Here is a 25,531-nt window from a genome sequence, read left to right as displayed (position 1 = left end):
AGGCGTTTGGTTCCGGGGGGCCTCTTGCGACCCACAGCAAGGATAACCGGACCCCGGTCCGATTGATTCCCCCCGGACCTGTTTTGAGGCGCACCTCACACTCCATGCGGGTTCAGACGCTGCTCGACGACGACTCCGGGTCGATGAGGATCTTCGCGTGCACCTCGGGGTCGCCGAGCGCGGCGAAGGCCGCGGTGACCCCGCCGAGCCCGACGGTGCCGGTCAGCAACGGCCGCGCGTCGATCTTGCCGTCGGCCATCAGGTGCAGCGTCGCTCGGAACTCGTCCGGGTCGTAGGCGAAGACGAACCGCAGATCCATCTCCTTGTTGGAGACCAGTGCCGGGCGGATCACGTCCGGTTCCATGCAGACGCCGACCACCACGATCCGCGAGCGATAGGGCATGTCGGTGCAGAGACGGTCGATCATGCCGGGCACGCCCACGCACTCGAAGACCACCGGCCCCTTCGGCACCTGCCCCAGGCGCGCACCGAGAGCCATCAGCCGCCACCACGGCAGACCGGGGATCACCTGGAGCTTGCGCATCGACTCCAGCGCGAAGTCGATGAGCGCCGGACCGGTCTGGAAGTGCATGCTGTGCTCCCCCAGCGCCGCGGCCAAGTCCTGCGCGGCCGGATCGATCACCACGTCGGCGCCGCACTGCTCGGCGAGACGACGACGGGCCGGCGACAGGTCGCTGGCCACCACTCGGCGCACCCCACGCGCCTTGAGCATGAGGATCACCGCGAGCCCGATGGGGCCGCACCCGACCACGACGGCCACCTCGCCGCGACCGATCTCGCTGCGCGCCACGGCGTGATAGCCGACGGCCAGCGGTTCGGTGAGGGCGGCCAGATCGGAGTCGAGCTCCTCCGGGACGGGCATGGTCACGGCCTCGTCGACCAGCAGGTATTCGGCGAAGGCCCCCGGCGCCTTGGCCGAGAGTCCGGTCAGCTGCACGTCGTCGGCCTCGTCGCGACGGAAGGGCAGCGAGACCACCCGCGTTCCGACCCGCCAGCGCTCGCGGCACTTGGGGCCGTACGCGACCACCTCGCCGACGAACTCGTGGCCGAGGACCACGTCCTGATCGGTGCGCATGAAGTGGTCGTAGCCGATCTCGGTGACCAACTCGGCGGTGTCGTCGGCGTGCACCCGCGCATGCAGGTCGGATCCGCAGATACCGGCCCGCAGCACCTTCAGCAGCACCTGCCCGGGCCCGGGAACGGGCCGCTCGATCTCCTGAACGGCGAACTCGCCCTGGCGGCAGACTGCTGCTTTCATGCACTACTCCTGGTGTTCGGCCCCGTCGTCGAGGTCCGTGTCGGGCACGTCCGAATCCGGTTCGGCGGCTTCCCGCGCAGCGGGGTCCGATGCTTCTGCATCCGGATCTGCCGAGTCAGCTTCTTCCGCGTCCGACTCTCCTACATTCGACGCCGCCGCGTCCGGCTCTTCCGCATTCAGCTCGTCTGCGCCCGACTCTTCTGCGCCCGACTCTTCTGCGCCCGACTCTTCTGGGACCGCCTCGGAGCGATGCAGCCACGCGTGGGTCGCATCGCTGTCGCCGCCGCGGTCGCTGCCGAGCGCGTTGTTGACATAGGCGACGGTCAGCGCCGAAGCGTCTTCGTCCGGGTAGGCCACCACCAGCGCCGACGCGAGCGCCGTCTCGTCGCTGAGGACGATCTCCGGTTCGGCTTCCGCCTCCGGTTCGGGGGCCGACGCGGGCTCCGCAGCGACCGCCTCCTGAGCGACGAGCGCCGCGGGCACCCCGGCGGCCTCCACCTTCGGGGCCTTCTTCTTCGAGGCCTTGTTCTTCGGTGGCTTCTCCGGCGAGGCCTTCTTCTCAGCAGCTTTCTTCTTCTCGGCAGCCTTCTTGTCGGCGGCCTTCTTCTCGACCACCGGTGCCGGCACCTCGGGCGCGGCCTTCCGGCGACGCAGCCATCGGATCAGCAGTCCAAGCAGGATCAGCGCGAGCAGCACGCCCGCGGCGATCGCCACCCACGGCCACCACTTCTGCCACCACGACTGCTCGGCGGCCGGAGCGGCCGCAGCCGCGCTGCTCGCCGGCTCCGCCTCGGTCGTCTGCGCAGCGAGCACCATGTCCGGGTGGGCGGCGGCGAGTTCGGCCGGCACCGTGGTCAGTCCGCTGGTCGACGACCAGGCGATCGCGGTGCCGTCGGGCCCGGCGAACTCCGACTCGTCGGCCCGCCCGGTGTAGGCGGTGTCCGACGTCGGGTAGCCGAAGGGGCCGTCGACCCCACCGGACGCCTGCCAGGCACGCAGCACTCCGCCGGTCACCAGCGAGGCGCGGGTGCTCGGGCTCCAGTAGATGGCCGCGGTCCCCGGTTCCCCGAAGACACTGAACCGTCCTTCCCCGGCCTGCTGCTCGTCCTGCGTCGGAAATCCGATGGCGGCCGGTCCGCCCACCGCCCGGTACCGCGCGAGGATGGCGCCGAGGACGGCGTGCGCGCCCGTCTCCGGCGAGTAGTAGACGGTCCCGTTGGCGTAGGCCTGCGCCACACCGCCCGGACGCACCGTCCGCAGCGATCCGCGTGGCGCTCCGAGAGCGGCGCTGCGTGCCCCGTCCGCGACGTAGGCGTCGATCGCCGCCTGGCCGTCCGACCGCAGGTCGGCGTGCGCCGACGGTGCCGCGAGCGCCGTCCACACCAGGACGAAGGCGGCCAGCACGATTCCCAGGCGGCCGCGCCGCCCCCGAATCCCCCGCATTAGGAGTGCCGACCCCGCGGAGTGTCGTCATCGTCGTCGTTGCTCGGAACGGCCCACTTCGGGTCGAGCGGACCCTGGACCTCGAGTTCGGGCGAGGAGGACCCGGCGACACCGTCCTCCGGGTGTGCGCCGGTGTGCGCGTCGAGCCACTTGCTGTCGGCCAGGTCCCCGCGTTCGAGGTACTGCGCCTCCGGGTCCACGCCACCGCGCGCCTGGTGGGTCACGGTGCGCTGCGCCGTCGAATCCTCGATGACCCGCTCCACTTCGCGCTCCACCACCTTGCGCACGAAGACCGGCTTCTCGACCACCACCTCGACGATCTTCTCGACCGGCTTCTCGACGATCTTCTCGACCTCGACGTAGACGGGGCGCTCGACGACCTTCTCCACATCGATGAACACGGGCTTCTCCACCACGCGCTCGACAACCTGGTTGATCTCCCGCTCCACCAGCTTCTCCACCAGCACGGGGTTCTCGACGACCTTCTCGAACTCGCGGGTCACCGGCTTCTCCACCAGCTTCTCGGTGATCTCCGGGCGCTCGACGACCTTCTCGACGACGTGCTGCACCGGCTTGTCGATGACCTTCTCGACCACGGTGGGCTTCTCGACGATGCGTTCCACCACGCGGTCGACCGGCTTCTCGACGATCTTCTCCACCACGTTGGGCTTCTCCACGATGCGTTCGACGAACCGTTCCACCGGCTGCTCGACGACCTTCTCCACCACGTTCGGCGTCTCGACGATCCGCTCCACCTCGCGGTCGACCGACTTCTCGACGATCTTCTCCACCACGTTCGGCGTCTCGACGACCCGCTCCACGATGCGGTCGACGGGCTCCTCGATCACCTTCTCGATGATGTTGAGCTTCTCGACGATCTTCTCCACCTCGCGGTCGACCGGCTGGTCGACAACCTTCTCCACGATATTGGGGACCTCGACGATGCGCTCCACCTCGCGGTCGACGGCCTTCTCGATCACCTTCTCCACCACGTTCGGCGTCTCGACGACGCGCTCGACCACGTGGTCGACCGGCTTCTCGATCACCTTCTCCACGATGTTCGGCATCTCGACGACGCGTTCCACCTCGCGGTCGACCGGCTTCTCGACGACCTTCTCCACGATGTTCGGCGTCTCGACCACGCGCTCGACCTCTCGGTCCACCGACTTCTCGACGAGTTCCTCGACGACGTTCGGCGTCTCGACCATGCGCTCGACGATGCGGTCGACCGGCTTCTCCACCACCTGCTCGATGATGTTGGGCTTCTCCACCACGCGTTCGACGACCCGGTCCACCGACTGCTCGACGACCTTCTCCACCACGTTGGGCTTCTCGACGATGCGCTCGACGATGTGGTCGACGACCTTCTCGACCGGCTTCTCGACGATCTGCTCGACGATCACCTCGCGCGGGGTCTCGACGAGTTTGATCACCGGCTTCTCCACGACGAGCTCGACGACCTTCTCGACCTCTTTTTCGACCATCTTGTAGACGATCTTCTCGACGGGGACTTCGACGATCTTCTCGACGATTCGCTCCACCGGCTTCTCGACGAGGACCTCGACGATCTTCTCCACCGGCACTTCGACGATCTTCTCGACGATCTGTTCCACCGGCATCTCGACTTCGCGTTCGACGATGGTGACCAGCGGCTTCTCCACGACACGCTCGATCGTGACTTCCTTCTCCACGATCTGGTCGCGGATGTCGACGATCAGCTTCTCCACGAGGCGATCGACCTCGACCGGGGCGTCGACCACTTCGTCGACGATGGAGACCACCAGCTTCTCCACCAGACGCGGCACGTCCACTTCGCGTTCGACGATCTCGTCGACGAACGACACCACGAGCTTCTCCACCAGGCGCGGCACGTCCACCGGGGTGTCCACCACGTCGTCGACGAAGGTCACCACCGGCTGCTCCACAGCGCGGGACACATCGACCGGCTTCTCGGTGACCTGGTCGACGATCGAGACGACCGGCTTCTCCACCATCCGCTGGATGTTGATCGGCTTCTCGGTGACGTCGTCGACGATCGACACGACCGGACGCTCCACCAGGCGCGGGACGTCGACGGGCTTCTCGACCACTTCGTCGACGACGGTGACGATCGGCTTCTCCACCATGCGGGAGACCGGCTTGGGCTTCTCCACCACGTCGTCGAGGACGGTGACGATCAGCTTCTCCACGAGCCGGCTGACCTCGACGGGCTTCTCCACCACGTCGTCGACGACGGTGACGATCGGCCGCTCCACCATCCGCGTGACGTCGACGGGCTTGTCGACCACGTCGTCGACGATGTTCACGATCGGCTTCTCGACCAGTCGGGAGATGTCGACCGGGACGTCCTGCACGTCGTCGCGCACGCTGACGACGGGGCGCTCCACCAGCCGGCTGACCTCGACGGCCTTGTCCTCGACAGAGTCGACGATGGTCACCACCGGCCGCTCCACCAGGCGGCTGACGGTGGTGGGCTTGTCGACCACCATGTCCACGGTGTCGACCACGAGGCGTTCGACGATCCGCTCGAGGGTGACGGGCTTGTCGACGATCCGCTCGACCGGGTTCTCCACGAGGCGCTCGACGGTGAATTCCCGATCCACTACGTTGTCGACGACCTTGGGGCTCGAGTCCGATTCGATGCGGTCATTCTTAGCCACAGTGCCTCCCTAGTGCTGGCTGTCGTACACGTGAATCACGCCGCCGCGGCGAAACGCCGAATGCTGCGCACAGTGTGGTGCGAGGTGCTCCCGGTTCGAGAGAGTTCCTGCCAGGCAAGACTACGTGAGCGGGCCCATAGACGAACAATCCCCCGGCGCATTGACCGGGGGATTATTCGTTTTCCATGGCGACCCTGACGGGACTCGAACCCGCGACCTCCGCCGTGACAGGGCGGCGCGCTAACCAACTGCGCCACAGGGCCATGAAATTATTCTCTCGTTCGCACGAGTTGTCCCCGCGTCACCGGGGTTACTACTACCCGTCGAAACGGGGTCTTGCGTGGCCAGAGTCGGGATCGAACCGACGACCTTCCGCTTTTCAGGCGGACGCTCGTACCAACTGAGCTACCTGGCCGGGCGGTTGTCGGACAGGAAAAATTCCGACGCCACACCTGGCGACCCTGACGGGACTCGAACCCGCGACCTCCGCCGTGACAGGGCGGCGCGCTAACCAACTGCGCCACAGGGCCATCTTCAATTATCTTCACGACTTGCACCGCAAAGCGTACCCCCTACGGGATTCGAACCCGCGCTACCGCCTTGAAAGGGCGGCGTCCTAGGCCGCTAGACGAAGGGGGCCCGCGTCCCCGTACCTGGGAGCTTGATCAGCGTATGGCACAACCTCCGAGAATCACAAATCGCCAGTTCAGACGCGATGTCGCCGCAATTTCACGCTACGACACGCATGCCGCTTGATACTTGCAATGGGAAGAACAAAGTACGGTCTGTAGCCATGAACGCCTCCGCTGCACCCAGCCGTCGTCGCGGTCGGCCCCGGCAGGACGAGCTCGCCGCCCGCCAGGCCGCGATGCTCGACGCTGCGGTGACCGTGCTCGTCGAGGACGGTTACGACGGTTTCACGGTCAGTGCCGTCGCCGACCGGGCCGGCACCTCCAAGAGCACGGTCTACTCCTGGTTCGGCAGCCGCGACGGACTACTCCAGTCGGTCATCAGCCGATCGCTCGAGGCGCACACCTCGCAGTTCCCGCCGCCGCTGCCGCTGTCGACGGACGAGAGTCCCCGCGACGTGCTCGTCGCGTTCACCGAACGCCTGATCCCGTCGATGCAGAGCGACGTCTCGCTCGCGCTGGCGCGGGCGGCGCTGTCGAATCGGCAGCTGCGTGCGACGCTATTGGCCACCGACGCCGGGGAACGCCCGCTGCTCACCGACTTCCTGGCCCAGCTGCACCGCAACGGCCACCTGCGGATCGACGATCCCGTCGTCGCCGCCAAGGTGTTGGTGGGCCTATTGCTGCAGGACGACCATCTGCTGATCCTGCTCGGCGAGCACCCGATGGACACGAAAACGGTCAGTCAGCGCGCCGGCTTCGCCGTTGACATGTTCCTGACGCTGTACGCGCGGCCGTCCGACGAAGAGACGTGCCCCCAGCAGGGCTCGAACCTGCGACCTGCGGATTAAAAGTCCGTACGAACGCCCCCCTTCTCTCCTTCAGTAGCGGATGCCGCCTGATGGCTGGAATGGTCGCTCGCCATCGACGCCGCCGACTCATCCGGAAGATCGCTTCGCACAACGACCCGTCCGACTCGACTTGCTGCCCGGCGCGAAGCGTCCCACTGTCATGACTGGCTCACGTAGCCGCATGGAGTCGATGCCAAGATCGTCGACTACTGCCCCCGGTAGCCGATGGCGTGGACCGCGACTGCCTGTTTCACCCGAACCGACCCCGCCCAAACAGCGCTGCCGTCTGGTGCAGTCAGCAGGCGACTGCAGCAGACGGCAGAGGGCCGCCGGCCTCTAACCCTGATCGTGGGATTGCCCTGACGAAGAAATCCCCGCCGACTCGGAGATGCCTGGCGGGGATTGAGAGTGCCCCCAGCAGGGCTCGAACCTGCGACCTGCGGATTAAAAGTCCGTAGCTCTACCAACTGAGCTATAGGGGCCCGCTACTCGGCGAGGTGCTCGGGGCACGACGTCGAGTGCGAAGAGAGCTTACCGCGCGGCCTCAGGGCAGCAGCACCGCAGGGGCCCGGCGCCGAGCGAGCACCGACCGCACGGCGTCACCGAAGGCCGGAACGAACTGGTCGGCACCGATCACGCAGCAGGCGTGTCCGCCGTCGACCGGGAAGTCGAGCGTGTCGGCGATGCCCTCGGACAGCAGGGCCTGCCGCTGCGGCGGCACCGTCTTGTCGCGCGTGGAGATCACCACCGAGGTCGGCACGTCGATCTCCCCGAGCCAGTCGCGCGAGTCGAAGGTCGCCATCGCCTCGCTGAAGGCGCCGAGCTTGCTGATCGGCGTGGCCAGGAACTGGCTGATCCCCCACTTGGCCGGATGCTGCGACCAGTCGTTCAGGCGCGCATCCGACGGGATGGGCAGGTAGCGATCGAAGCGGCGCGCGATCGACGCCATCTTCTCGTCGCGGGCCAACTCCTCCGGATCGAGGCTGGAGAAGAACGGTCCGGTGGAGCACAGCACCATGCCGTCGATCCGATCCGCGTGCCGCCTCCACGCGAGCTGCGCGATGCCGCCGCCCATCGAGAAGCCGGCCGCCGTGAAGTGGTTGATGCCGAGGACGTCGGCCACCGCGACCGCGTCGTCGGCGCAGTCCTCGAGCGTGAAGTCGGCCGAGCGGATGCCGCGGCCGTGCCAGCGGTGGTCGATGGTGATGACCCGGAAGTCCTTGGACATCTCCGGAATCACCGGGTACCAGCAGAGCAGGCCGGTGGTCGCGACCGAGTGGAGCAGGAACAGCACCGGGGCCTCACGCGGCCCGGAATCGGTGATGAACGTGGTGCCACGCCCCGGCAGATCGAGGTATTCACCGGTCGGCAGGTCACGGACGGGATACGGACTCACCACATGTCCGATCGCGCGCTTGACGGCACCGAACTTCGCCAAATTGTTACCCACGGACTCGACTTTACGCGCCGAACCGAGACAAATCCTGAGAATCGTTTCACAGTCCGGATGAATACCTGCAATACTGCGCCGGTGATTGCGATTGACCGCCCCAAACTCGAGGGCTCCGTGGCTGTCGGCGACAAGCGACGACGCCGCATCGGTTTTTCCGAGTTCGGTTCCCCCACCGGCCCCGTCGTCATCTGGTTGCACGGCACGCCGGGCGCACGACGTCAGATCCCGTGCGAGGCCCGCGAGTACGCCGAGGAGCGCGGCTTCCGGCTGATCGGACTCGACCGGCCCGGCGTGGGCTCGTCGACCGCCCACCGCTACGCGTCGATCAGTGAGTTCACCTCCGACTTCCAGATCGTGCTCAGCACCCTCGGCGTCGATCGCTGCTCGGTGATCGGCATGTCCGGCGGCGGCCCCTACACCCTGGCGTGCGCCCGTTTCCTGCCCGACCGCGTGGTCTCCGTCGGCATCGTCGGCGGCGTGGCACCGGTGACCGGCCCGGACGGGATCGCCGGCGGCGCCGTCGACAACATCCGCAGTGTGGAGCCGCTCCTGACCAAGGCCGGCGGCCCGATCGGCAAGGCGGTCAGCGCGGTGCTGTCCGTCGCCCGTCCGATCGCCGAGCCGGCCATCGCCACCTACGGCCGTCTCTCCCCCGACGCCGACCGCGAACTGCTGTCGCGTCCCGAGTTCAAGGCCATGTTCCTCGACGACCTCCTGCACGGCGGCAGCCGCCGCATGGAGGCGCCGTTCGCCGATCTCGCGCTCTTCGTGCGGGACTGGGGTTTCCGAGTCGGCGACGTCACCGTCCCGGTGACCTGGTGGCACGGCGACCGCGACAACATCATTCCGTACGCGCACGGTCAGCACATGGTCACGCTGCTGCCCAACGCCGAGCTGGTCACGGTGCCCGGTCAGAGCCACCTGAGCACGCTCGGCATGTCGGTGGAGATCATCGACCAGGTGCTGGCGACGTGGCCGGACGAGTCGCTGCGCCACGACCGCACCCCGCTGTCGGCCCTGGCTTAATCGGCGACTAACCCGCGGGTGCGGTGGTCGCCAGTCCGGCGGCCAAGCCCAGCAGTACCGCGAGCACGAGCGTCTCCGCCACGGCACGCCGCAGGGAGACGGCCTCGTCGGTGCGATGCCGGGCGGCCGCGGGTACCCACGTTCGACGCGCATGAGCGGCCAGCGCCAGCGCGGCGACCAGGCCCGCGGCCTTGGCCAGGACCACCCGCCCGTAACCCGTCTGCCACCAGTCCGCACTCCACCCCAACTCGGTGAGGGCGGCGGCCACCCCGGCGACGACGAGCACGCCCACCGCGGGCAACGCCCACCGGGAGAACTCCGGGAGCGAGCGCGCCCACCCGCCCCGCCCGCGCACGGTCAGCGCCAGCGCGGCGAGGGTGCCGGCCCACCAGGCCGCCAGCACCGCGTGCACCCCGACCAGCAGCGGTCCCCAGCCGGTCACCGCGGCGTGCCCGGTGACCGCCACCGCGAGCACGCCGGTCCCGGCGACGACGGCCACCAGGGTCGACGGTGCGAACGGCCGGTACGCCCAGGCCAGCACCACGATCGCGCCGGCGACGCAGACCAGCGCGGCCAATCCGGTCTGCACGCCGAGCACCATGTCGTCCAGGCGCACCTGCAGCGGTGGCCGACCGGCCCGCTCGGCCACCTGGAGCCAGGCCACGATCAGCGAGGCCGCGCCCCAGCAGCCGGCGGTCCCGGCGATGAGCGCGGGCGCCGGGTCGGCGCCGATCAGGGGCAGCGCCCCGAGCCCGACCAGCAGGCTGCCTGCGGCCAGCGCGATCCCGGCGGGCCAGGCCGAGGAGAGCGGACCGGCCGCCCCGGCCAGGGCCACGCACAGCGCCAGCCCGACGAGGACGCCGAGGAGACCGCCGATCAGGACCAGGCCCGCGCGACGGGGCCCGGCGACGGTGAGTTGCGGGAGACTCACTCTTCCCGGCGACGCAGCACCAGCACCACAGCCCCGGCGATCACCAGGAGCACCACCACGACGATCAGCACGATCGCCCACACCGGGAAGCCGCTGCCCTCGTCGGTCACGGCCAGCTCTTCCGCGTCGGCGAGCGCACCGGGCTGTCCGTCACCGGCGACGGTGAGCGTGAAGGTCTGCTGCCCCTGCACGGGGTGGCCGTCGGCCGAGGTGACGCGGAAGTTGACCTTGTACTCGCCCACCGGGCCGAGCGCGTTGACCGGCACCGACACCGTGCGGCCGCTCACCACCGGGTCGCCCTGCTGCCAGAAGTGGCCGTCCGGGCCGATCACCAGCAGCGTCGCGTACTCGGCGCGCAGCTCCTCGTTGAAGGTGACCGACACCTCGCCCGGGGAACGGTCGAGCTCGGCACCGCTGGCCGGCGACGAGCTGATCACACCCGAGTGCGCGGCGGCCGGCCCCGCGGCCGCGAGCCCGACTCCGAAGAACCCGACGAGCAGCGCCACCACCGACGTGATCACCACCGCGGCGGGGCGACGCGCGGGCCGCGCGGCAGCGGAGGTCGAACCGGACACGGGGACGGGAACGATCGAGGTGAGCTTCATGCGCCCCATGATGCCAGGCGGGATAACGTAGAGCGGTGTCGGTCTATTCTCACGGCTTCGCCCGCATCGCCGCCGCCGTGCCGCTCGTGGCACTGGCCGATCCGCAGCGCAACGCCGAACGCACCATCGCCCTGATTCAGCAGGCCCACACCGCGGACGCCGCGCTGGTGGTCTTCCCCGAGCTGGGCCTGTGCGGGTACAGCGTGGACGACCTCGTCCAGCAGGACGCGCTCGGTGACGCGGTGATGGCGGCCCTCGACGAGATCGTCGAGGCGACGCTCGGGCTTCGTCCCCTGGTGGCCGTCGGCGCCCCGCTGCGCGTGGACGACGCCCTGTTCAACTGCGCGATCCTTATCCAAGACGGCCAGATCCTCGGGGTGACCCCCAAGTCGTATCTGCCGAACTACCGCGAGTTCTACGAGCAACGCTACTTCGCCGCCGCCCGCGACGCCGTGGTCGACTCGGTGGTGTTCGGCGGCCAGGAGGTCCCGTTCGGCACCGACCTGATCTTCGAGGCCGCGGACCTGCCCGGCTTCCGCGTGCACGCCGAGGTCTGCGAGGACAGCTGGGTGCCGATCCCGCCGAGCACCCTGGCGTCCCTCGCCGGAGCGACGGTGCTGGTGAACCTGTCCGGCAGCCCGGTGACCGTCGGCAAGGAGGCCTACCGGGAGGCTCTGGTCACCGGTCAGTCGGCCCGCTGCGTGGCCGCGCAGGTGTACGTGGCGTCCGGCTTCGGCGAGTCGACCACCGACCTGGCCTGGGACGGCGACGCCCTGATCGCCGAGAACGGCACCCTCCTGGCCCGCAGCGAAGCCTTCGCGATGGACGAGCAGCTCATCGTCACCGACGTCGACCTCGATCGGCTGCGGCAGGAACGCGCCCGGATGATCAGCCTGCGCGACCAGGTCGGCGACTACGCCGCCGCGGCGCGCGACTTCCGCCGCATCGTTTTCACGCTCGGCGACCTCGACGACGCCGACCCGGACCTGCGCCGGCGCGTGCCCCGCTACCCGTTCGTGCCGACCTCCGAGGCCGACCGCCAGCAGCGGTGCCGCGACGTGATGAACATTCAGGTCCAGGGTCTGGCCCAGCGCCTGCGCGCCACCGGGCTGACCCGCGTGCTGATCGGCGTCTCCGGCGGCCTGGACTCCACGCTCGCGCTGCTGGCCGCGGTGGAGACCTTCGACCGCCTCGGGTTGGACCGCACCGACATCCACGCGTACACGATGCCGGGCTTCGCGACGGCCTCGCACACGCTGGCGCGCAGCCACGTGCTGATGGATTCGCTGGGCGTCAGCGGCACCGAACTCGACATCCGGCCGTCGTGCCTGCAGATGCTGGCCGATCTGGGGCACCCGTTCGCCGAGGGTGAGCCGGTCTACGACGTCACCTTCGAGAACGTGCAGGCCGGAGAACGGACGTCGCATCTGTTCCGCCTGGCCAACCACCTCGGCGGCATCGTCCTGGGCACCGGCGACCTGTCCGAACTGGCCCTGGGCTGGTGCACCTACGGTGTCGGCGACCAGATGTCGCACTACAACGTGAACGGTTCGGTGCCGAAGTCGCTGATCCAGCACCAGATCCGCGCCATGATCGACGCCGGGTCGTACCTGCCGGAGACCACCGCCGCGCTGCGCGAGATCCTCGCCGACGTCATCACCCCGGAGCTGATCCCGCCGGGCGAGGACGGCGCGGTGCAGAGCACCGAGGACACCGTCGGCCCGTACGAGCTGCACGACTTCTTCCTCTACTACCTGACCCGCTACGGGTACCGGCCGGCCAAGATCGCCTACCTCGCCGAGCAGGCCTGGCGGGACAAGAACACCGGCCACTGGCCGTCGATGATGGCCGACGACGAGCGGAACGAGTACGACGCCGCCACCATCGCCCGGTGGCTGGAGGTGTTCCTCCGCCGCTTCATGGCCAACCAGTTCAAGCGTACGGCCATGCCGAACGGCCCGAAGATCGGGTCCGGCGGCTCGCTGTCGCCGCGCGGCGACTGGCGGGCCCCGTCGGACGCTCCGGCCACCGTCTGGCTCGACGGCCTGCGCTAGCGCCCGCGCGACGCACCCGAAGACGCACCCCCGATACACCGCTGCCCCCTCCGATCCGGAGGGGCAGCGGCGTATCGGGGTTACTCGCCTTCGACGTGCAGCACCTTGATCTCGTCGACAACGGCCGCCTCGGCCGCGGCGCGCACTTCCTCATCCATGGCCTCGGCCACCTCGGTCGCCGCCACCTCGGCGTCGACCGCGGCGGTCAGCTCGTCGAGCTGCTTCTCGAAGCCGTCGCAGAGGTCCCAGATGTCCGGGGTGATGTCCGGGCAGGTGAGCAGACCGATGTTGAGCACGCCGCCCGCCGAGAACACGGTGATGTTCAGCCCGAGGCCGTGGAAGATCGGCGCCAGCGGGTAGACCGACTCCACGCGGCCGCCCAGCAGGTACATGTCGTACGGCGGCCCGGCGACGTTGGAGATCACGGTGTTGAAGATCGGCGGGTGCAGGGCCGACAGTCGACGGTCGGCGTAGAGCCGCATGAACGCCCCGAGCGTGTTGCCGGGCGCGAACTCGGCGAACGCGCGCAACATGTTCGGGTCGACGTCGCTGTGGTGCGCCTTGGCCTGGTTGGCGTAGATGCCGGCCACGCGCAGCCGCTCGATCGGGTCGGCCACCGTGGTGGGCAGTCGGGTGAACATGCCGGTCACCTTGTTGGTGCCGGCCACCACGAGGTCCTTCTCTTCGGCGCCGCGCACAGACACCGGCACCAGACCGACCAGCGGGTCGTCGGGCAGCTCGGCGCGCTCGTCCAGGTAGTCGCGCAGCGCGCCACCGGTCATGGCCAGCACCACGTCGTTCACCTTGACGCCGAAGTGGTCCTTGATCCGCTTCACCTCGGCCATCGGCAACTGCGTCAGCGCGATCGAGCGGCGCGGCGTGAGCGGCGCGTTGAAGCGGGTGCGCGGTGCGAGGAAGGGTGCGGGCATGCCGTCGCCCGAGCGCACGCGCTTGATCCACTCCACCGGCACCGGCAGGCTCTTCGGGATCAGTTTCACGGCGGCGATCGGACGCTGCCAGAAGTAGTTGAGGGCGCCGCCGACGGCCAGCTCCACGCGCGGCGCTTCCCCCGCGGTGATCGCGACCTGCTCGGGATCGAGCTCGGGCGGATCCGGCGACACGGTGGCCAGTTGACCGAGGATGTCGGCGACCGTGGCGCCGTCGACCGAGGCGTGGTGCATGCGGAGCAGCAGCGCGACGCGGTCGTTCTCCATGCCCTCCATCACCCAGAGGTCCCAGAGCGGCTTCTTACGGTCGAGCTGCTGACCGACGAGATGACTGCACATCTGCGCCACCTCGCGCACGCGCCCCGGCGACGGGATCGCGATACGGACCACGTGCCGCTCGATGTCGAAGTCCTCGTCTTCCACCCACACCGGATGGTCGATGTTGGTCACCGAATCGGCCAGCTTGCGGCGGAAGATCGGCAGACCCTTGACGCGGCGCGCCATCTCGGTCCGCAGCTTCCCGAAGGAGTATCCGCCCGGAATGGTCGACGGATCGATCTGCAGGATCGCCGCGACGCTCATCACCTGCGACGGCGTCTCCAAGTACAGAAAGGAGGCGTCCAGACCACTGAGCCGTTCCATTCAGGTTGCTCCCCTGCTCGTCGAAATTCATCGGGGCCGACCCCGGTGCGGGCCTCAAGTCCACAGTAGACTCGCGACCACCCGCGGGCCCGGCCTTGAAGGAGGCCGAATTCATACCCGCCCCCTGCAATATTAGAACACGTTACAGTTCTTGCGTGACCGACAGATTCTCCGCAGCAGAACTCGATGCCGCTTTCGCCGTGTTCCAACAGACCGTCGCCGAAGTCGCGGTGAGCCGTGACTGGGACCGCTGGACCGACCAGTTCACCGAAGACGCCCATTACGTGGAACACGCCTACGGCACGTTCGACGGACGGGAAGCCATCCGCGCCTGGGTCACCAAGACGATGACGTCGTTCCCGGGCAGCCACATGACCGAGTACCCCTCGCTGTGGCATGTCAGCGACCCGAAGACCGGCCGGGTGATCTGCGAGATCGACAACCCGATGCGCGATCCGGGCGACGGCAGCAGATGGGGCGCCACCAACATCACCATCCTCACCTACGCCGGCGACGGCCTGTGGAGCAGCGAGGAGGACGTCTACAACCCGATGGAGTTCGGGAAGATGACCTACGACTGGTGCGTGCGGGCCGCCGAGTGCGGCACGCTCGACGAACCGGCGCGTCGTTGGATGGAGACCTACGGCGCCGCATTCGCCCCGCGCCGCAAGCGCGCCGACGACTGAGTCCATGGACCCGGATACGGCGCCGAACACCCCGACAGACTTGGGACGACCTCGCAAGTGCCGTAGCCTGAAGAGAGATCTTTCGTCGACAAGTCCGCTTGTCGACGCCGAACGCCCCCGACCCAGAGGATTCACCGATGGCACGTGAACTCACGCAACTCGAGCTTCTCCGGGAGCTCGAGTCGACGGCCGAAGACAACGTCAACCGGCACCTCAAGGTGGCCCGCGACTGGAACCCGCACGACTACGTGCCGTGGTCCGACGGCAAGGATTTCGCCGCCAACGGCGGCGTCGACTACGACCCCGCGGACAGCAAGCTCGACGAGGTCGCCAAGGCCGCGATGATCACCAACCTACTGACCGAGGACAACCTGCCCTCGTACCACCGGGTGATCGCCGACAACTTCTCCATGGACTCCGCCTGGGGCCACTGGGTGGGCCGCTGGACCGCTGAGGAGAACCGCCACTCCATCGTGATGCGCGACTACCTCGTGGTGACCCGCGGCGTGGATCCCGTGGCCCTCGAAGAGGCCCGGATGATCCACATGACCAACGGCTACGACCCGATGCTCGCCGCCGCCGGCCGGACCGAGGAGCTCGAGGGTCAGGACATCGACGGTGTGGGCCTGCTCCACTCGGTCGCCTACGTGACCTTCCAGGAGCTCGCCACCCGGGTGAGCCACCGCAACACCGGCAAGGCCTGCAACGACCCGATCGCCGACCGCATGCTGCAGCGCGTGGCCGCCGACGAGAACCTGCACATGATCTTCTACCGCAACATCTGCGGCGCGGGCATGGACCTGTCGCCGGACCAGACGCTGCGCGCGGTCACCGACATCGTCACCAACTTCCAGATGCCCGGTGCCGGCATGCCGAACTTCCGTCGCCACGGCGTCCTGATGGCCAAGCACGGCATCTACGACCTGCGTCAGCACCTCGAAGAGGTCATCATGCCGGTCCTGCGGAAGTGGAACGTCTTCGAGCGCAACGACTTCGGCGCCGAGGGTGAGAAGACCCGCGACGAGCTGGCCGCCTTCCTGGAGCAGCTGGAGGCCGACGCCTCCCGCTTCGAGGAGATGCGCGACCGTTCCCTCGCCCGCGAAGCGGCCAAGGCCGCCAAGGCCGCTTCCTGATCAGCAAGGACGCGAACCCTGAGTAGCAACACCCTGGCACCGGCGCCCTCGACCACCGAGGGCGCCGGTTCCGTGCTGTTTCCGGCAGACGGCGCGGCGCTCCCGAGCACCGACAAACTGCGGATCGGCTCGATCGAACTGAACAGCCCGGTGGTCCTCGCGCCGATGGCCGGCGTCACCAACGTCGCCTTCCGCATGCTGTGCCGCGAACTCGAACTCGCCCGCACCGGCACCGTCTCGGGCCTCTACGTCTGCGAGATGGTCACCGCCCGCGCCCTCTACGAGCGCCACTCGGTCACCATGCACATGACCACCTTCGACCCGTCCGAATCGCCGCGCTCGATGCAGCTGTACACGGTGGATCCGGAGTACACCTACCGCGCCGCGAAGATGATCGTCGACGAAGGCCTGGCCGATCACATCGACATGAACTTCGGCTGCCCGGTCCCCAAGGTGACCAAGCGCGGCGGAGGCTCGGCCATCCCGTACAAGCGCCGCCTGTTCCGCCGGATCGTCGCGGCCGCGGTCAAGGCCACCGAGGGCACCGACATCCCGGTGACCGTGAAGTTCCGCATCGGTATCGACGACGACCACCACACCCACCTCGATGCGGGACGCATCGCCGGGGAGGAGGGCGCGGCCGCCGTCGCCCTGCATGCGCGTACCGCCGCGCAGCGCTATTCCGGCACGGCCCACTGGGATCAGATCGCGCGCCTCAAGGAGCACGTCACCTCGATTCCGGTGCTCGGCAACGGCGACATCTTCGAACCCGAGGATGCGGTGCGCATGATGGCGCAGACCGGATGCGACGGCGTCGTGATCGGCCGCGGCTGCCTCGGTCGCCCGTGGCTGTTCGCCGAACTGTCCGCACGACTGCGCGGCGAACCGGCCCCCGCGGCCCCGAATCTGGGCGAAGTGGGCCAGATCATGTACCGCCACGGCGAGCTGCTCAGCGCGCACCACGGCGAGGACAAGGGCATGCGCGAGATCCGCAAGCACATCGCCTGGTACCTGCGCGGGTTCCCGGCCGGCTCGGACGTCCGCTCCCAGCTGTCCTTGGTCAGCAGCCTCGCTGACCTGCAGAAGCTGATCGACGGACTGGACGCCGACGCCCCGTTCCCCGACGACGGGCACGGTCCGCGCGGCCGTCAGGGCACCCCGGCGAGCGTGCACCTGCCCGAGGGCTGGCTCGACGATCCCGAAGAGGACATCGTTCCCGAAGGCGCGGAGATCATGCACTCCGGCGGCTGACCGGCCCGCCTACAGATTCCTCTCAGTTGCGCCCATTACGATGTGCCCAGCCTCTGAACCAGCCAGTAAGGACCACCTGTGACTTCGAACGAACCACCCGGCACGCCGCCGGAGCCCCCCGCGGGGCCTGCGCGGCGTTCCCGGCGGGCGAGTCGGACGTCGCAGTCGTACGATTTCCAGAGCCGCTTCGGCGATCCGACCGCCGACGACTCGTCGGAGATCTCCGGCCTGCGCGAACCGGCGCACCGGGAACGCTCGGTCCCCGGCCGGGGCCGCCTGACCGTCCGTCAACTGATGGACGAGATGGGCATGCAGAGCCCTCCGGCGACCCCCGGGTCGCCCGCCGACCCGATCCCCGGGGACGACACCGTGACCCAGGCGCTGCCGACGTTCCGTCGCCCGCAGCCGCCGGTGGATCTGTCCGAGGCCGCCACCGCTGAGCGCTCCCAGGCCGAATCTCGCAATCAGGCCGAATCTCGCAGCCCGGCGACGCCGACTCCGCCCGCTCCTCCGAGCGGACCCGAGACCCCGAGAAACCCCGAGACCCCGAGCGGTCCCGAGCATGCGTCCGGCCCCGCCGACGCCGAGCCCGCCGACGACGACGCCGAGGCCTCCGCGCCCCGTGCGCGCAAGCGCCGCAGCCGCCCGTTGGAGCCGACCCCCGACCTCACCGACGTCGTCACGCGCCTCCGGTCGCGTCGCCGCAAGTCCTCCACCGCCGCGAAGGCACCGGTCAGCGGACGCCGGCTCGCCCAGCAGAGCGGCCGCGTGCTGGTGGCCCTCGTCTGTGTCCTGACCCTGGTCGGCACCGGCTACATGTGGAACCTCAAGCGCGGGTGGAACGGCAGCTGGAACAACGTCGCCGCCGTCGACGGCAACGACCCGAACATCCGGGACAAGGATGCGCAGTACGGCGACGAGACCTACCTGATCGTCGGCACCGACTCGCGTTCCGGCAAGAACGCCAAGATCGGCGGCGGTGACGAGACCTCCATCGAGGGCAGTCGCGCCGACACCATCCTGCTGGTGAACATCCCCGCCGACCGCAGTCGGGTGGTCGCCGTGTCGTGGCCGCGCGACCTGCAGGTGGATCGCCCCGAATGCCAGTCGTGGAATCCGGCGACCGGCGAGTACGCCGGCGACCTCTATCCGGCGACCAACGTGAAGCTCAACAGCGTGTACGCCGACGGCGGACCGTCGTGCATGGTCAAGACGCTCACTCAGATGAGCGGCCTGCACATCAACCACTTCATCGCGATGGACTTCGAGGGCTTCGAGAAGGTCGTCAACGTGATCGGCGGGGTCAACGTGTGCTCCACCGTCCCCCTGTACGACTACGAGCTCGGCTACATCCTCCGCAAGGCCGGCACCAAGAAGCTCACGGGCCGGCGCGCCCTCAACTACGTGCGCGCCCGCAACATCTCGGCCGAGGGCAACGGCGACTACGGCCGCATCAAGCGCCAGCAGCTGTTCCTGTCGTCCCTGCTGCGATCCACGCTGTCCTCGGACGTGCTCTCGAACCCCAGCAAGCTGAACAAGATCGTCAAGACGTTCATCGAGTACTCCACGGTCGACGGCGTCGACACCGACTCGCTGATTCAGCTCGCCGACTCGATGCAGGGCGTCGAAGCCGGCCGGGTCACCTTCCTCACCATCCCGACGTCGGGTACCAGCGTCGACGGCGAGAACAACGAGATTCCGCGGACCGAGGACATCGACGCGATCTTCAACGCGATCATCAACGACAAGCCCCTCCCGGGCGAGAAAAAGGAGTCGAAGTCCACGTCGTCGTCGGCCGCCCCGAAGCCCGCCCCGACCAAGGCGCCGAGCACCAGCAGCCCGGCCGAGGCCACCGCGCAGTACCCGGGCAACGTCTCGGTCCGCGTGCTCAACGGCTCCGGCCAGACCGGCGTGGCCACCGCGGTGATGAATCTACTGATCGCCCAGGGATTCAACGTTCCGGGCGTCGCCGACGCGTCGAGCAACCGCTCCGACACCGTGGTGCGCTACGGCGCCGGTGAGCGCGACTCGGCGGTCACCATCGCCCAGATGTTCCCGGGTGCCCGGATCCAGGAGGACGCCACCGTGAAGGTGGGCGTCGAGATCATCCTGGGCGAGGACTTCGGCGGCACCACCACGATGACCGAAGCCCCCACCCCGGGCAGCACCATCTCGGCCGCGCAGCTCCCGAAGTCCGACTCGGTGTCCGAGCTGCCGAACGACCTCTCGGTGACCAACGCCGGCGACACCACCTGCAGCTGACCGGTCAGGCGTCAGCGACTGTTCACGCCGCCTTCACCCGCACGTCCGCGACCCTCCGAGCCGCAGACGTACCATTGGCCGCATGCGGGATGCCTATCAGGAGCAGATGGTCGCGCTCAACGCGCTGCTCGGCGAGATGTGTGACACTGTCGGCCGCGAGATGGAGAGCGCGACGCAAGCGCTGCTCGACGCCGACCTCGAACGAGCCGAACAGGTGATCAGCGACCACGACGGTTTCGCCGCGCGTTCGGCCGAGGCCGAGGAGATGGCCTTCGAACTCCTCGCCCTGCAGGCGCCGGTGGCCGGCGACCTGCGCAACATCGTCGGCGGCTTCCAGCTCGTCGCCGAGATCGACCGGATGGGCGCGCTGGCCCTGCACGTGGCGAAGGTCGCCCGCCGCCGCCACCCGGCCCGGGTGCTGCCCGAGGAGGTGGCCGGCTACTTCGTGGAGATGGGTCGGCTGGCCGTCGAACTGGCGCACAGCGCCCACCACGTGCTGCAGAGTCAGAACCCCGAAGACGCGTTGACGCTCCTGGAGGACGACGACGCGATGGACGACCTGCACCGTCACCTGTTCACCGTGATGATGGACCGCGACTGGCAGCACGGCGTCACCTCCGCGGTCGATGTGACGCTGCTCGGCCGCTACTACGAGCGCTTCGCCGACCACGCCGTCTCCATCGCCCGCCGCGTCGTGTTCCAGGCCACCGGCAAGACCCCGGAGCAGCTCAAGGAAGCCAGCTGACCGGCTGCTACCCCACCACAGACACCAATAGGAAAGACCCCGGCGCGCACGCCGGGGTCTTTCGCTTATCTCGGGGGTTCAGCCGAAGCGGCCGGAGATGTAGTCCTCGGTCTCCTTGCGCTGCGGGTTGGAGAAGATGTCGACGGTGGCGCCGACCTCCACCAGCTGACCGGGCTGTCCGACGTCCTCCAGGTTGAAGAAGGCCGTCTGGTCGCTGACGCGGGCGGCCTGCTGCATGTTGTGGGTCACGATGACGATCGTGTAGTCCTTCTTCAGCTCGGCGATGAGGTCCTCGATCGCCAGCGTGGAGATGGGGTCCAGCGCCGAGCAGGGCTCGTCCATGAGCAGCACCTGCGGGGACACCGCGATGGCCCGGGCGATGCACAGCCGCTGCTGCTGGCCGCCGGACAGCGCGCCGCCGGGCTTGTTGAGGCGGTCCTTCACCTCGTTCCACAGATTGGCGCCGCGCAGGCTCTGCTCGGCCACCTCGTCCAGGCGCTTGCGGTCGCGCACGCCGGCCAGCTTGAGACCGGCCACCACGTTGTCGCGGATCGACATGGTCGGGAACGGGTTGGCACGCTGAAAGACCATGCCGACCGTGGTGCGTACGCCCACCGGGTCGACGTCCTTGCCGTACAGGTCCAGGTCGTCGAGCATGACCGAACCGGTGGCGTAGGCCCGCGGGGTCACCTCGTGCATGCGGTTGAGGGTGCGCAGCACCGTAGACTTGCCGCAGCCGGACGGCCCGATGAAGGCGGTCACCGACTTGGGCGCGATCTTCAGCGAGACGTCTTTGACGGCGTGGAAGTCGCCGTAGTAGATGTTCAGGTCTTCCAGGGTGAGGCTCTTGGCCATGATCAGCTTCTTTCTGTGCGCGGGCCGGTGAAGGCGGCCAGCAGACGGGCCGCCACGTAGACGATCGCGACCGCGATGACGAGGGTGAGTGCGGAGCCCCAGACGGTTTCGTAGCCGCTCGGCCCGCTGTTGTACTCCTGCAGCATCTGCAGGGGCAGCGACTGCTGGTTACCGTCGAACGGATTGACATTCATCGCGCGGGTGGCACCGACCAGGATCAGGACGGGTGCCGATTCGCCCATCACGCGGGCCACCGCCAGCATGATGCCGGTGATGATGCCGCTCATCGCGGTCGGCAGGACCACCCGCAGGATGGTCTTCCACTTGGGCACGCCGAGCGCGTACGACGCTTCCCGCAGTTCGCGCGGGACGATCTTGAGCATCTCCTCGGTGGCCCGCACCACCAGCGGAATCATCAGCAGGACCAGGGCGAGGGCGACGACGAAGCCCGACCGCGGCAGATCCAGCGTGGTGCGCCAGACCGCGTAGACGAAGAGGGCCGCCACGATCGACGGCACGCCGGCCAGGACGTCGACCATGAAGGTGGTGACCTTCACCAGTCGGCCGCCCGCGTCGGCGTACTCCACCAGGTAGATGGCGACGAGGATGCCGAGCGGGATGGCGATGACCGCGGCCAGCGCCGTCTGCATCAGGGTGCCGACGATGGCATTGGCCGCACCGCCGTAGCGCTCGGACCGCAGCCACCAGTCCGGGTCGAGGATCGGGCCGATGCCGCGGGAGACGAGGGTGTACACCAGCCACCCGAGCGGCAGCAGCGCCAGCACCACCGACAGCGTGACCGCGACCCGGGCCACACTGTCGGTCGCGCTGCGCCGCTTGGAGGTGCGGGTGAGGCGGAGGTCGGTCGGCGGCGCGGGGCGGTCGAGTACCGAGCCCGTGGATTCACTGTTCATGTCAGGACTTCCGGGTGATGACGCTGCGCGCGGCGGCGTTCACGATGAAGGTCAGCACGAAGAGCACCAGACCCGCCGAGATGAAGGCGCCGGTCTTCACCGGCGAATCAAACTCGGCGGCGTTGTTGGCGATCGTCGTGGCGAAGGTCTGCCCGCTCTCGAGCAGGTTGAAGTTGATCGGCCCGACCGTCGAGATGATGAGCATCAGGGCCATCGTCTCGCCGAGCGCACGCCCCAGGCCCAGCATGGAGCCCGAGAGGTAGCCGGAGAAACCGAAGGGCAGCACCGCGGTCCGCACCACTTCCCACTTGGTGGCGCCGAGGGCCAGCGCCGCCTCGCGGTGTGCGCGCGGGGTCTGCACGAAGACCTCGCGGGTCACCGCGGTGATCACCGGCAGGATCATCACGGCCAGCACGATGCCCGCGGTGAGCAGAGTGCCGCCGGTGGACATATTGGCCGCGTTCGACGGTTCGGCGAAGAACGGCAGAAAGCCGAGGTTGTCGACCAACCACTGGTTGGGGCCGACCATCGCCGGCCCGAGCACCAGGATGCCCCACAGGCCGTACACGATCGACGGCACGGCGGCGAGCAGGTCGACGATGTACGCGACCGGTCCGGCGATCCGCCGCGGGGCGTACTCGGTGACGAACAGCGCGATGCCCAACGCCACCGGCATGGCGATCGCCAGCGCGATCACCGAGACCAGCACGGTGGCGTAGAACTGCGGCGCGATGCCGAACTTCAGGTCGCTACCGGAGACCACCCACGGCCCGGTGTAGGTGAAGAAGTTCTCGGTGTTCTTCGACAGTGCGGGCACGGCCTGCAGAAGCAGGAACAGCGCGATCAGGCCGATGGCGGCCGACACGAGCAGTCCGGCACCGGTGGCCAGCGTCGCCATGATCCGATCGCCGAACCGCGAGACCGCGGTCAACGCGCCCGACGATCCGTTCGACGGAGGCGTCGGCGCCGACGGCTCGGGCCGCCCGCCGATCGATGCGGTGGTGACCGGCGGGTTCACGGTGGTCTCCGGGGCGGTCACAGCGCGTCGATCGTGCCGCGCAGGGTGGCCGAGTAGGCCTGCGGCAGCGGCACGAAGCCCAGTTCCTCGAGGCCGGTCTGACCCTTCTCGAGGATGGTGGTGAAGGCCGCCTTCATCGCGGGTCCGAGGTCGGCGTTGTCGTAGCCGGCCGAGCACACCACCGAGTACGGGGTGAGCAGCAGCGGGTAGGCGCCTTCCTTGGACATCGAGTACAGGGCGTCGGTGTTCACCACGAGGTTCTTGCTGCCCGGCTCGGCGAAGGTGACGCCGTCGAGGGCGCTGGCCGCCGAACGCGCGGTGAGCTCGGTGGGTCCGGCGCCGAAGTCGATGGCCGCCACCCCCAGGTCGTTCTCGGTGGCGAAGCCCCACTCGACGTAGGTGACGCTGCCCGCGGTCTTCTTCACGGTGTCACCGACGCCGGTCGACTTGGCCGCGCCCGAGCCGCCCTTGCCCGCCCACTCCTTGGAGTGCTCGTACGGCCAGTCCTGCGGCGCCGCGTCTTGCAGGTAGCGGGTGAAGTTGTCGGTGGTGCCCGAGCTGTCCGAGCGGTGCACCGGCACGATCGCCAGGTCCGGCAGCGCGATGCCCGGGTTGAGGGCGGCGACCTTCGGGTCGTTCCACTTGGCGATCTTGGAGTCGAAGATCTGCGCCAGCACGGCGGCGTTGAGGTTCAGCTTGTCCACGCCGGGCAGGTTGTAGGCGATCGCGACCGGGCCGACGACCATCGGCAGGTGCCAGGCGTCGTTGCCGCCGCAGCGCTCCTTGGCCTGGGCGATCTCGTCGCCCTTCAGCGGCGAGTCGGTACCGGCGAAGTCGACGTCGCCGGCGAGGAACTTCTTCACACCGGCGCCGGAGCCGGAGCCGGTGTAGTCGAGGATGGACCCGCCTTCGTCGGTGAGGACGTCGGCGAAGTGCGTCATCGCCTTCTGCTGCGCGGTGGAACCTTCCCCGGTGATGGTGGTGGAGTCGGAGCCACCGCCACAGGCGGTCAGCACGAGGCCGGCGGCCAGGGCCGCGGACACGACGGCGGTGGTACGAGCGGCGGGCTTAAAAATCGCAGACATGCGAGGGCAGACCTTTCGATTGCTTCGTCAACAAGGCGAAGCTATCGACGCTCGGTGAGATCGAGCCGTCGCGAAGGTGAAGCGCATCCAAACAGCTGACACCGGGCAGGCGAACCTGCTAAGCAGACCTCAGCGGTAGGCGACGTCGATCGCGTGCGAGCGGAAGCCGAGTCCACGGTAGGTGGCGAGCGCGGCGACGTTGTCGCCCTCGACGTACAGTTCCACCTCGCTCATGCCCTGGTGAGCCAGGTGATGCAGGCCCACCAGGGTGAGCAGCGAGCCGAGCCCGCGGCCCTGCTGATCAGGGTCGACGCCCACCACGTAGACCTCGCCCAGGCCGGTGGCCGGGTCGGCGATCTTGGTCCAGTGGAAGCCCAGCAGGCGGCTCGGGTCGGCGACGTCGAAGGCCAGGAACAGCCCGGCCGGATCGAACCAGTCCGCCGACGTCCGATCGTCGATCTGCTGCTGCCCCCAGCCGCCCTGCTCCGGATGCCAGCTGAAGGCGGCGTTGTTCACGCGCAGCAGTTCGGCGTCGTCGGCGGGTCCGGCGTAGGTACGCACCGCGACGTCGTCGCGCTCGGGTACCGGCGGCAGCGGCACCGCCGACGCATCAGCGGGCGGCAGACCGCGGCGCAGCTGCAGCAGTTCGCGCACCCGCTCCAAGCCCAGGTTGCGAGCCAGCCCGGAGGCAGCCGGCAGGTCCCCGTGCGCCCACATCTGCGGGGCGACGCCGCCTGCCGCGTGGCGGGCCTCTCCGAGGGCCGCCGCCACCAGCAGCGCGCCCTCGCCGTTGCCCCGGAACTCCGGATCCACCACGGCCTCCACCGCGCCCCCGCCCGCGGGCGGCAGCACGATGCCGGCGTAGCCGTGTTCGGAGCGCATGTGGAGGGCGTCGGCGGCGTCGAGCGCCAGCCGGAACTGTTCGGAGAGCGGCTCCACCCCGTCGTGGGCGGCGGCCCGGCGTAGCAGGTCGTCGACGGCCGAGCGGTCGGCGGCGCTCAGCGCGCCGTGCAGGAGGCGAGGTGCGGCGTGGTCGGTCATCGTTTCACCGTAACCCGCGGA

General features: G+C 68.7%; 20 protein-coding genes and 5 tRNA genes. 8 read left to right on the top strand and 17 right to left on the bottom strand.

Going from position 1 to position 25,531, the window contains the following annotated elements:
- Positions 1 to 112: 112 nt before the first annotated feature.
- From ABD989_RS01155 to ABD989_RS01125, 7 genes are all read right to left on the bottom strand, one after another.
- Positions 113 to 1,279, bottom strand: a complete 1,167-nt coding sequence (locus tag ABD989_RS01155) for a zinc-binding dehydrogenase (protein WP_345312121.1) — start codon at positions 1,277 to 1,279, stop codon at positions 113 to 115.
- Positions 1,280 to 1,282: 3 nt separating this feature from the next.
- Positions 1,283 to 2,722, bottom strand: coding sequence for a hypothetical protein (locus ABD989_RS01150; RefSeq protein ID WP_345312120.1), 1,440 nt, complete (start codon positions 2,720 to 2,722; stop codon positions 1,283 to 1,285).
- Positions 2,722 to 5,382, bottom strand: coding sequence for a hypothetical protein (locus tag ABD989_RS01145; RefSeq protein WP_345312119.1), 2,661 nt, complete (start codon positions 5,380 to 5,382; stop codon positions 2,722 to 2,724). Before ABD989_RS01145 ends, ABD989_RS01150 begins: the two co-directional genes overlap by 1 nt.
- 186 nt (positions 5,383 to 5,568) lie before the next feature.
- Positions 5,569 to 5,645 (bottom strand) — tRNA-Asp (locus ABD989_RS01140).
- A 78-nt stretch (positions 5,646 to 5,723) separates the two neighbouring features.
- A tRNA-Phe gene (locus ABD989_RS01135) sits at positions 5,724 to 5,797 on the bottom strand.
- Between the two features lie 38 nt (positions 5,798 to 5,835).
- Positions 5,836 to 5,912: transfer RNA gene (locus ABD989_RS01130), tRNA-Asp, on the bottom strand.
- A 36-nt stretch (positions 5,913 to 5,948) separates the two neighbouring features.
- Positions 5,949 to 6,021: transfer RNA gene (locus ABD989_RS01125), tRNA-Glu, on the bottom strand.
- Between the two features lie 154 nt (positions 6,022 to 6,175).
- Between ABD989_RS01125 and ABD989_RS01120 the strand changes: the two genes are divergently transcribed.
- Positions 6,176 to 6,862, top strand: a complete 687-nt coding sequence (locus ABD989_RS01120; protein WP_345312118.1) for a TetR/AcrR family transcriptional regulator — start codon at positions 6,176 to 6,178, stop codon at positions 6,860 to 6,862.
- Between the two features lie 409 nt (positions 6,863 to 7,271).
- Here ABD989_RS01120 and ABD989_RS01115 read toward each other — a convergent pair.
- A tRNA-Lys gene (locus ABD989_RS01115) sits at positions 7,272 to 7,344 on the bottom strand.
- Between the two features lie 62 nt (positions 7,345 to 7,406).
- Positions 7,407 to 8,312: an alpha/beta fold hydrolase gene (locus ABD989_RS01110; protein WP_345312117.1), complete on the bottom strand. Its 906-nt coding sequence runs from the start codon at positions 8,310 to 8,312 to the stop codon at positions 7,407 to 7,409.
- An 81-nt stretch (positions 8,313 to 8,393) separates the two neighbouring features.
- Here ABD989_RS01110 and ABD989_RS01105 point away from each other — a divergent pair, with 81 nt between their 5' ends.
- Complete coding sequence (locus ABD989_RS01105) at positions 8,394 to 9,341, top strand: alpha/beta fold hydrolase (protein ID WP_345312116.1); 948 nt, start codon at positions 8,394 to 8,396, stop codon at positions 9,339 to 9,341.
- Between the two features lie 7 nt (positions 9,342 to 9,348).
- Here the strand turns inward: ABD989_RS01105 and ABD989_RS01100 are convergent, their stop codons facing one another.
- Positions 9,349 to 10,272, bottom strand: coding sequence for a CopD family protein (locus tag ABD989_RS01100; protein ID WP_345312115.1), 924 nt, complete (start codon positions 10,270 to 10,272; stop codon positions 9,349 to 9,351).
- Complete coding sequence (locus ABD989_RS01095) at positions 10,269 to 10,877, bottom strand: copper resistance CopC family protein (RefSeq protein ID WP_345312114.1); 609 nt, start codon at positions 10,875 to 10,877, stop codon at positions 10,269 to 10,271. The genes ABD989_RS01100 and ABD989_RS01095 overlap by 4 nt, the downstream gene beginning before the upstream one ends.
- Before the next feature lie 35 nt (positions 10,878 to 10,912).
- Here ABD989_RS01095 and ABD989_RS01090 point away from each other — a divergent pair, with 35 nt between their 5' ends.
- Positions 10,913 to 12,931, top strand: a complete 2,019-nt coding sequence (locus tag ABD989_RS01090) for an NAD(+) synthase (RefSeq protein WP_345312113.1) — start codon at positions 10,913 to 10,915, stop codon at positions 12,929 to 12,931.
- A gap of 80 nt (positions 12,932 to 13,011) precedes the next feature.
- Here ABD989_RS01090 and ABD989_RS01085 read toward each other — a convergent pair whose 3' ends face one another.
- A complete protein-coding gene (locus tag ABD989_RS01085) occupies positions 13,012 to 14,520 on the bottom strand; it encodes a WS/DGAT/MGAT family O-acyltransferase (RefSeq protein ID WP_345312112.1) in 1,509 nt (502 codons plus the stop codon).
- A gap of 155 nt (positions 14,521 to 14,675) precedes the next feature.
- On the opposite strand from ABD989_RS01085, the gene ABD989_RS01080 reads away from it, so the two are divergent.
- The 5 genes from ABD989_RS01080 (at position 14,676) to phoU (ending at position 20,597) form a co-directional block, all read left to right on the top strand.
- A complete protein-coding gene (locus ABD989_RS01080; protein ID WP_246994023.1) occupies positions 14,676 to 15,206 on the top strand; it encodes a nuclear transport factor 2 family protein in 531 nt (176 codons plus the stop codon).
- A 137-nt stretch (positions 15,207 to 15,343) separates the two neighbouring features.
- Positions 15,344 to 16,339 (top strand): acyl-ACP desaturase, encoded by a 996-nt coding sequence (locus tag ABD989_RS01075; RefSeq protein ID WP_246994021.1) that lies wholly within the window; start codon positions 15,344 to 15,346, stop codon positions 16,337 to 16,339.
- 72 nt (positions 16,340 to 16,411) lie between these two features.
- A complete protein-coding gene (dusB, locus tag ABD989_RS01070; protein ID WP_345312111.1) occupies positions 16,412 to 17,590 on the top strand; it encodes a tRNA dihydrouridine synthase DusB in 1,179 nt (392 codons plus the stop codon).
- A gap of 78 nt (positions 17,591 to 17,668) precedes the next feature.
- A complete protein-coding gene (locus ABD989_RS01065) occupies positions 17,669 to 19,852 on the top strand; it encodes an LCP family protein (RefSeq protein WP_246994019.1) in 2,184 nt (727 codons plus the stop codon).
- An 82-nt stretch (positions 19,853 to 19,934) separates the two neighbouring features.
- Positions 19,935 to 20,597, top strand: a complete 663-nt coding sequence (gene phoU, locus ABD989_RS01060; protein ID WP_345312110.1) for a phosphate signaling complex protein PhoU — start codon at positions 19,935 to 19,937, stop codon at positions 20,595 to 20,597.
- Positions 20,598 to 20,675: 78 nt separating this feature from the next.
- Here phoU and pstB read toward each other — a convergent pair whose 3' ends face one another.
- From pstB to mshD, 5 genes are all read right to left on the bottom strand, one after another.
- On the bottom strand, positions 20,676 to 21,452 hold the full coding sequence (gene pstB, locus ABD989_RS01055) for a phosphate ABC transporter ATP-binding protein PstB (RefSeq protein ID WP_246994015.1): 777 nt from the start codon (positions 21,450 to 21,452) through the stop codon (positions 20,676 to 20,678).
- Between the two features lie 2 nt (positions 21,453 to 21,454).
- A complete protein-coding gene (pstA, locus tag ABD989_RS01050) occupies positions 21,455 to 22,366 on the bottom strand; it encodes a phosphate ABC transporter permease PstA (protein ID WP_345312109.1) in 912 nt (303 codons plus the stop codon).
- A 1-nt stretch (position 22,367) separates the two neighbouring features.
- Positions 22,368 to 23,357 (bottom strand): phosphate ABC transporter permease subunit PstC, encoded by a 990-nt coding sequence (gene pstC, locus ABD989_RS01045; RefSeq protein ID WP_345312212.1) that lies wholly within the window; start codon positions 23,355 to 23,357, stop codon positions 22,368 to 22,370.
- A 44-nt stretch (positions 23,358 to 23,401) separates the two neighbouring features.
- A complete protein-coding gene (pstS, locus tag ABD989_RS01040) occupies positions 23,402 to 24,469 on the bottom strand; it encodes a phosphate ABC transporter substrate-binding protein PstS (protein ID WP_345312108.1) in 1,068 nt (355 codons plus the stop codon).
- A gap of 129 nt (positions 24,470 to 24,598) precedes the next feature.
- Entirely contained in the window at positions 24,599 to 25,510 is a 912-nt protein-coding gene (mshD, locus tag ABD989_RS01035) for a mycothiol synthase (protein ID WP_246994006.1), read from the bottom strand.
- Between the last annotated feature and the right edge of the window lie 21 nt (positions 25,511 to 25,531).

Origin of the sequence: Gordonia alkaliphila (genome assembly GCF_039542465.1) — a bacterium.
GTDB classification, from domain to species: domain Bacteria; phylum Actinomycetota; class Actinomycetes; order Mycobacteriales; family Mycobacteriaceae; genus Gordonia; species Gordonia alkaliphila.
This window is presented reverse-complemented; position numbering and strand designations above follow the sequence as displayed.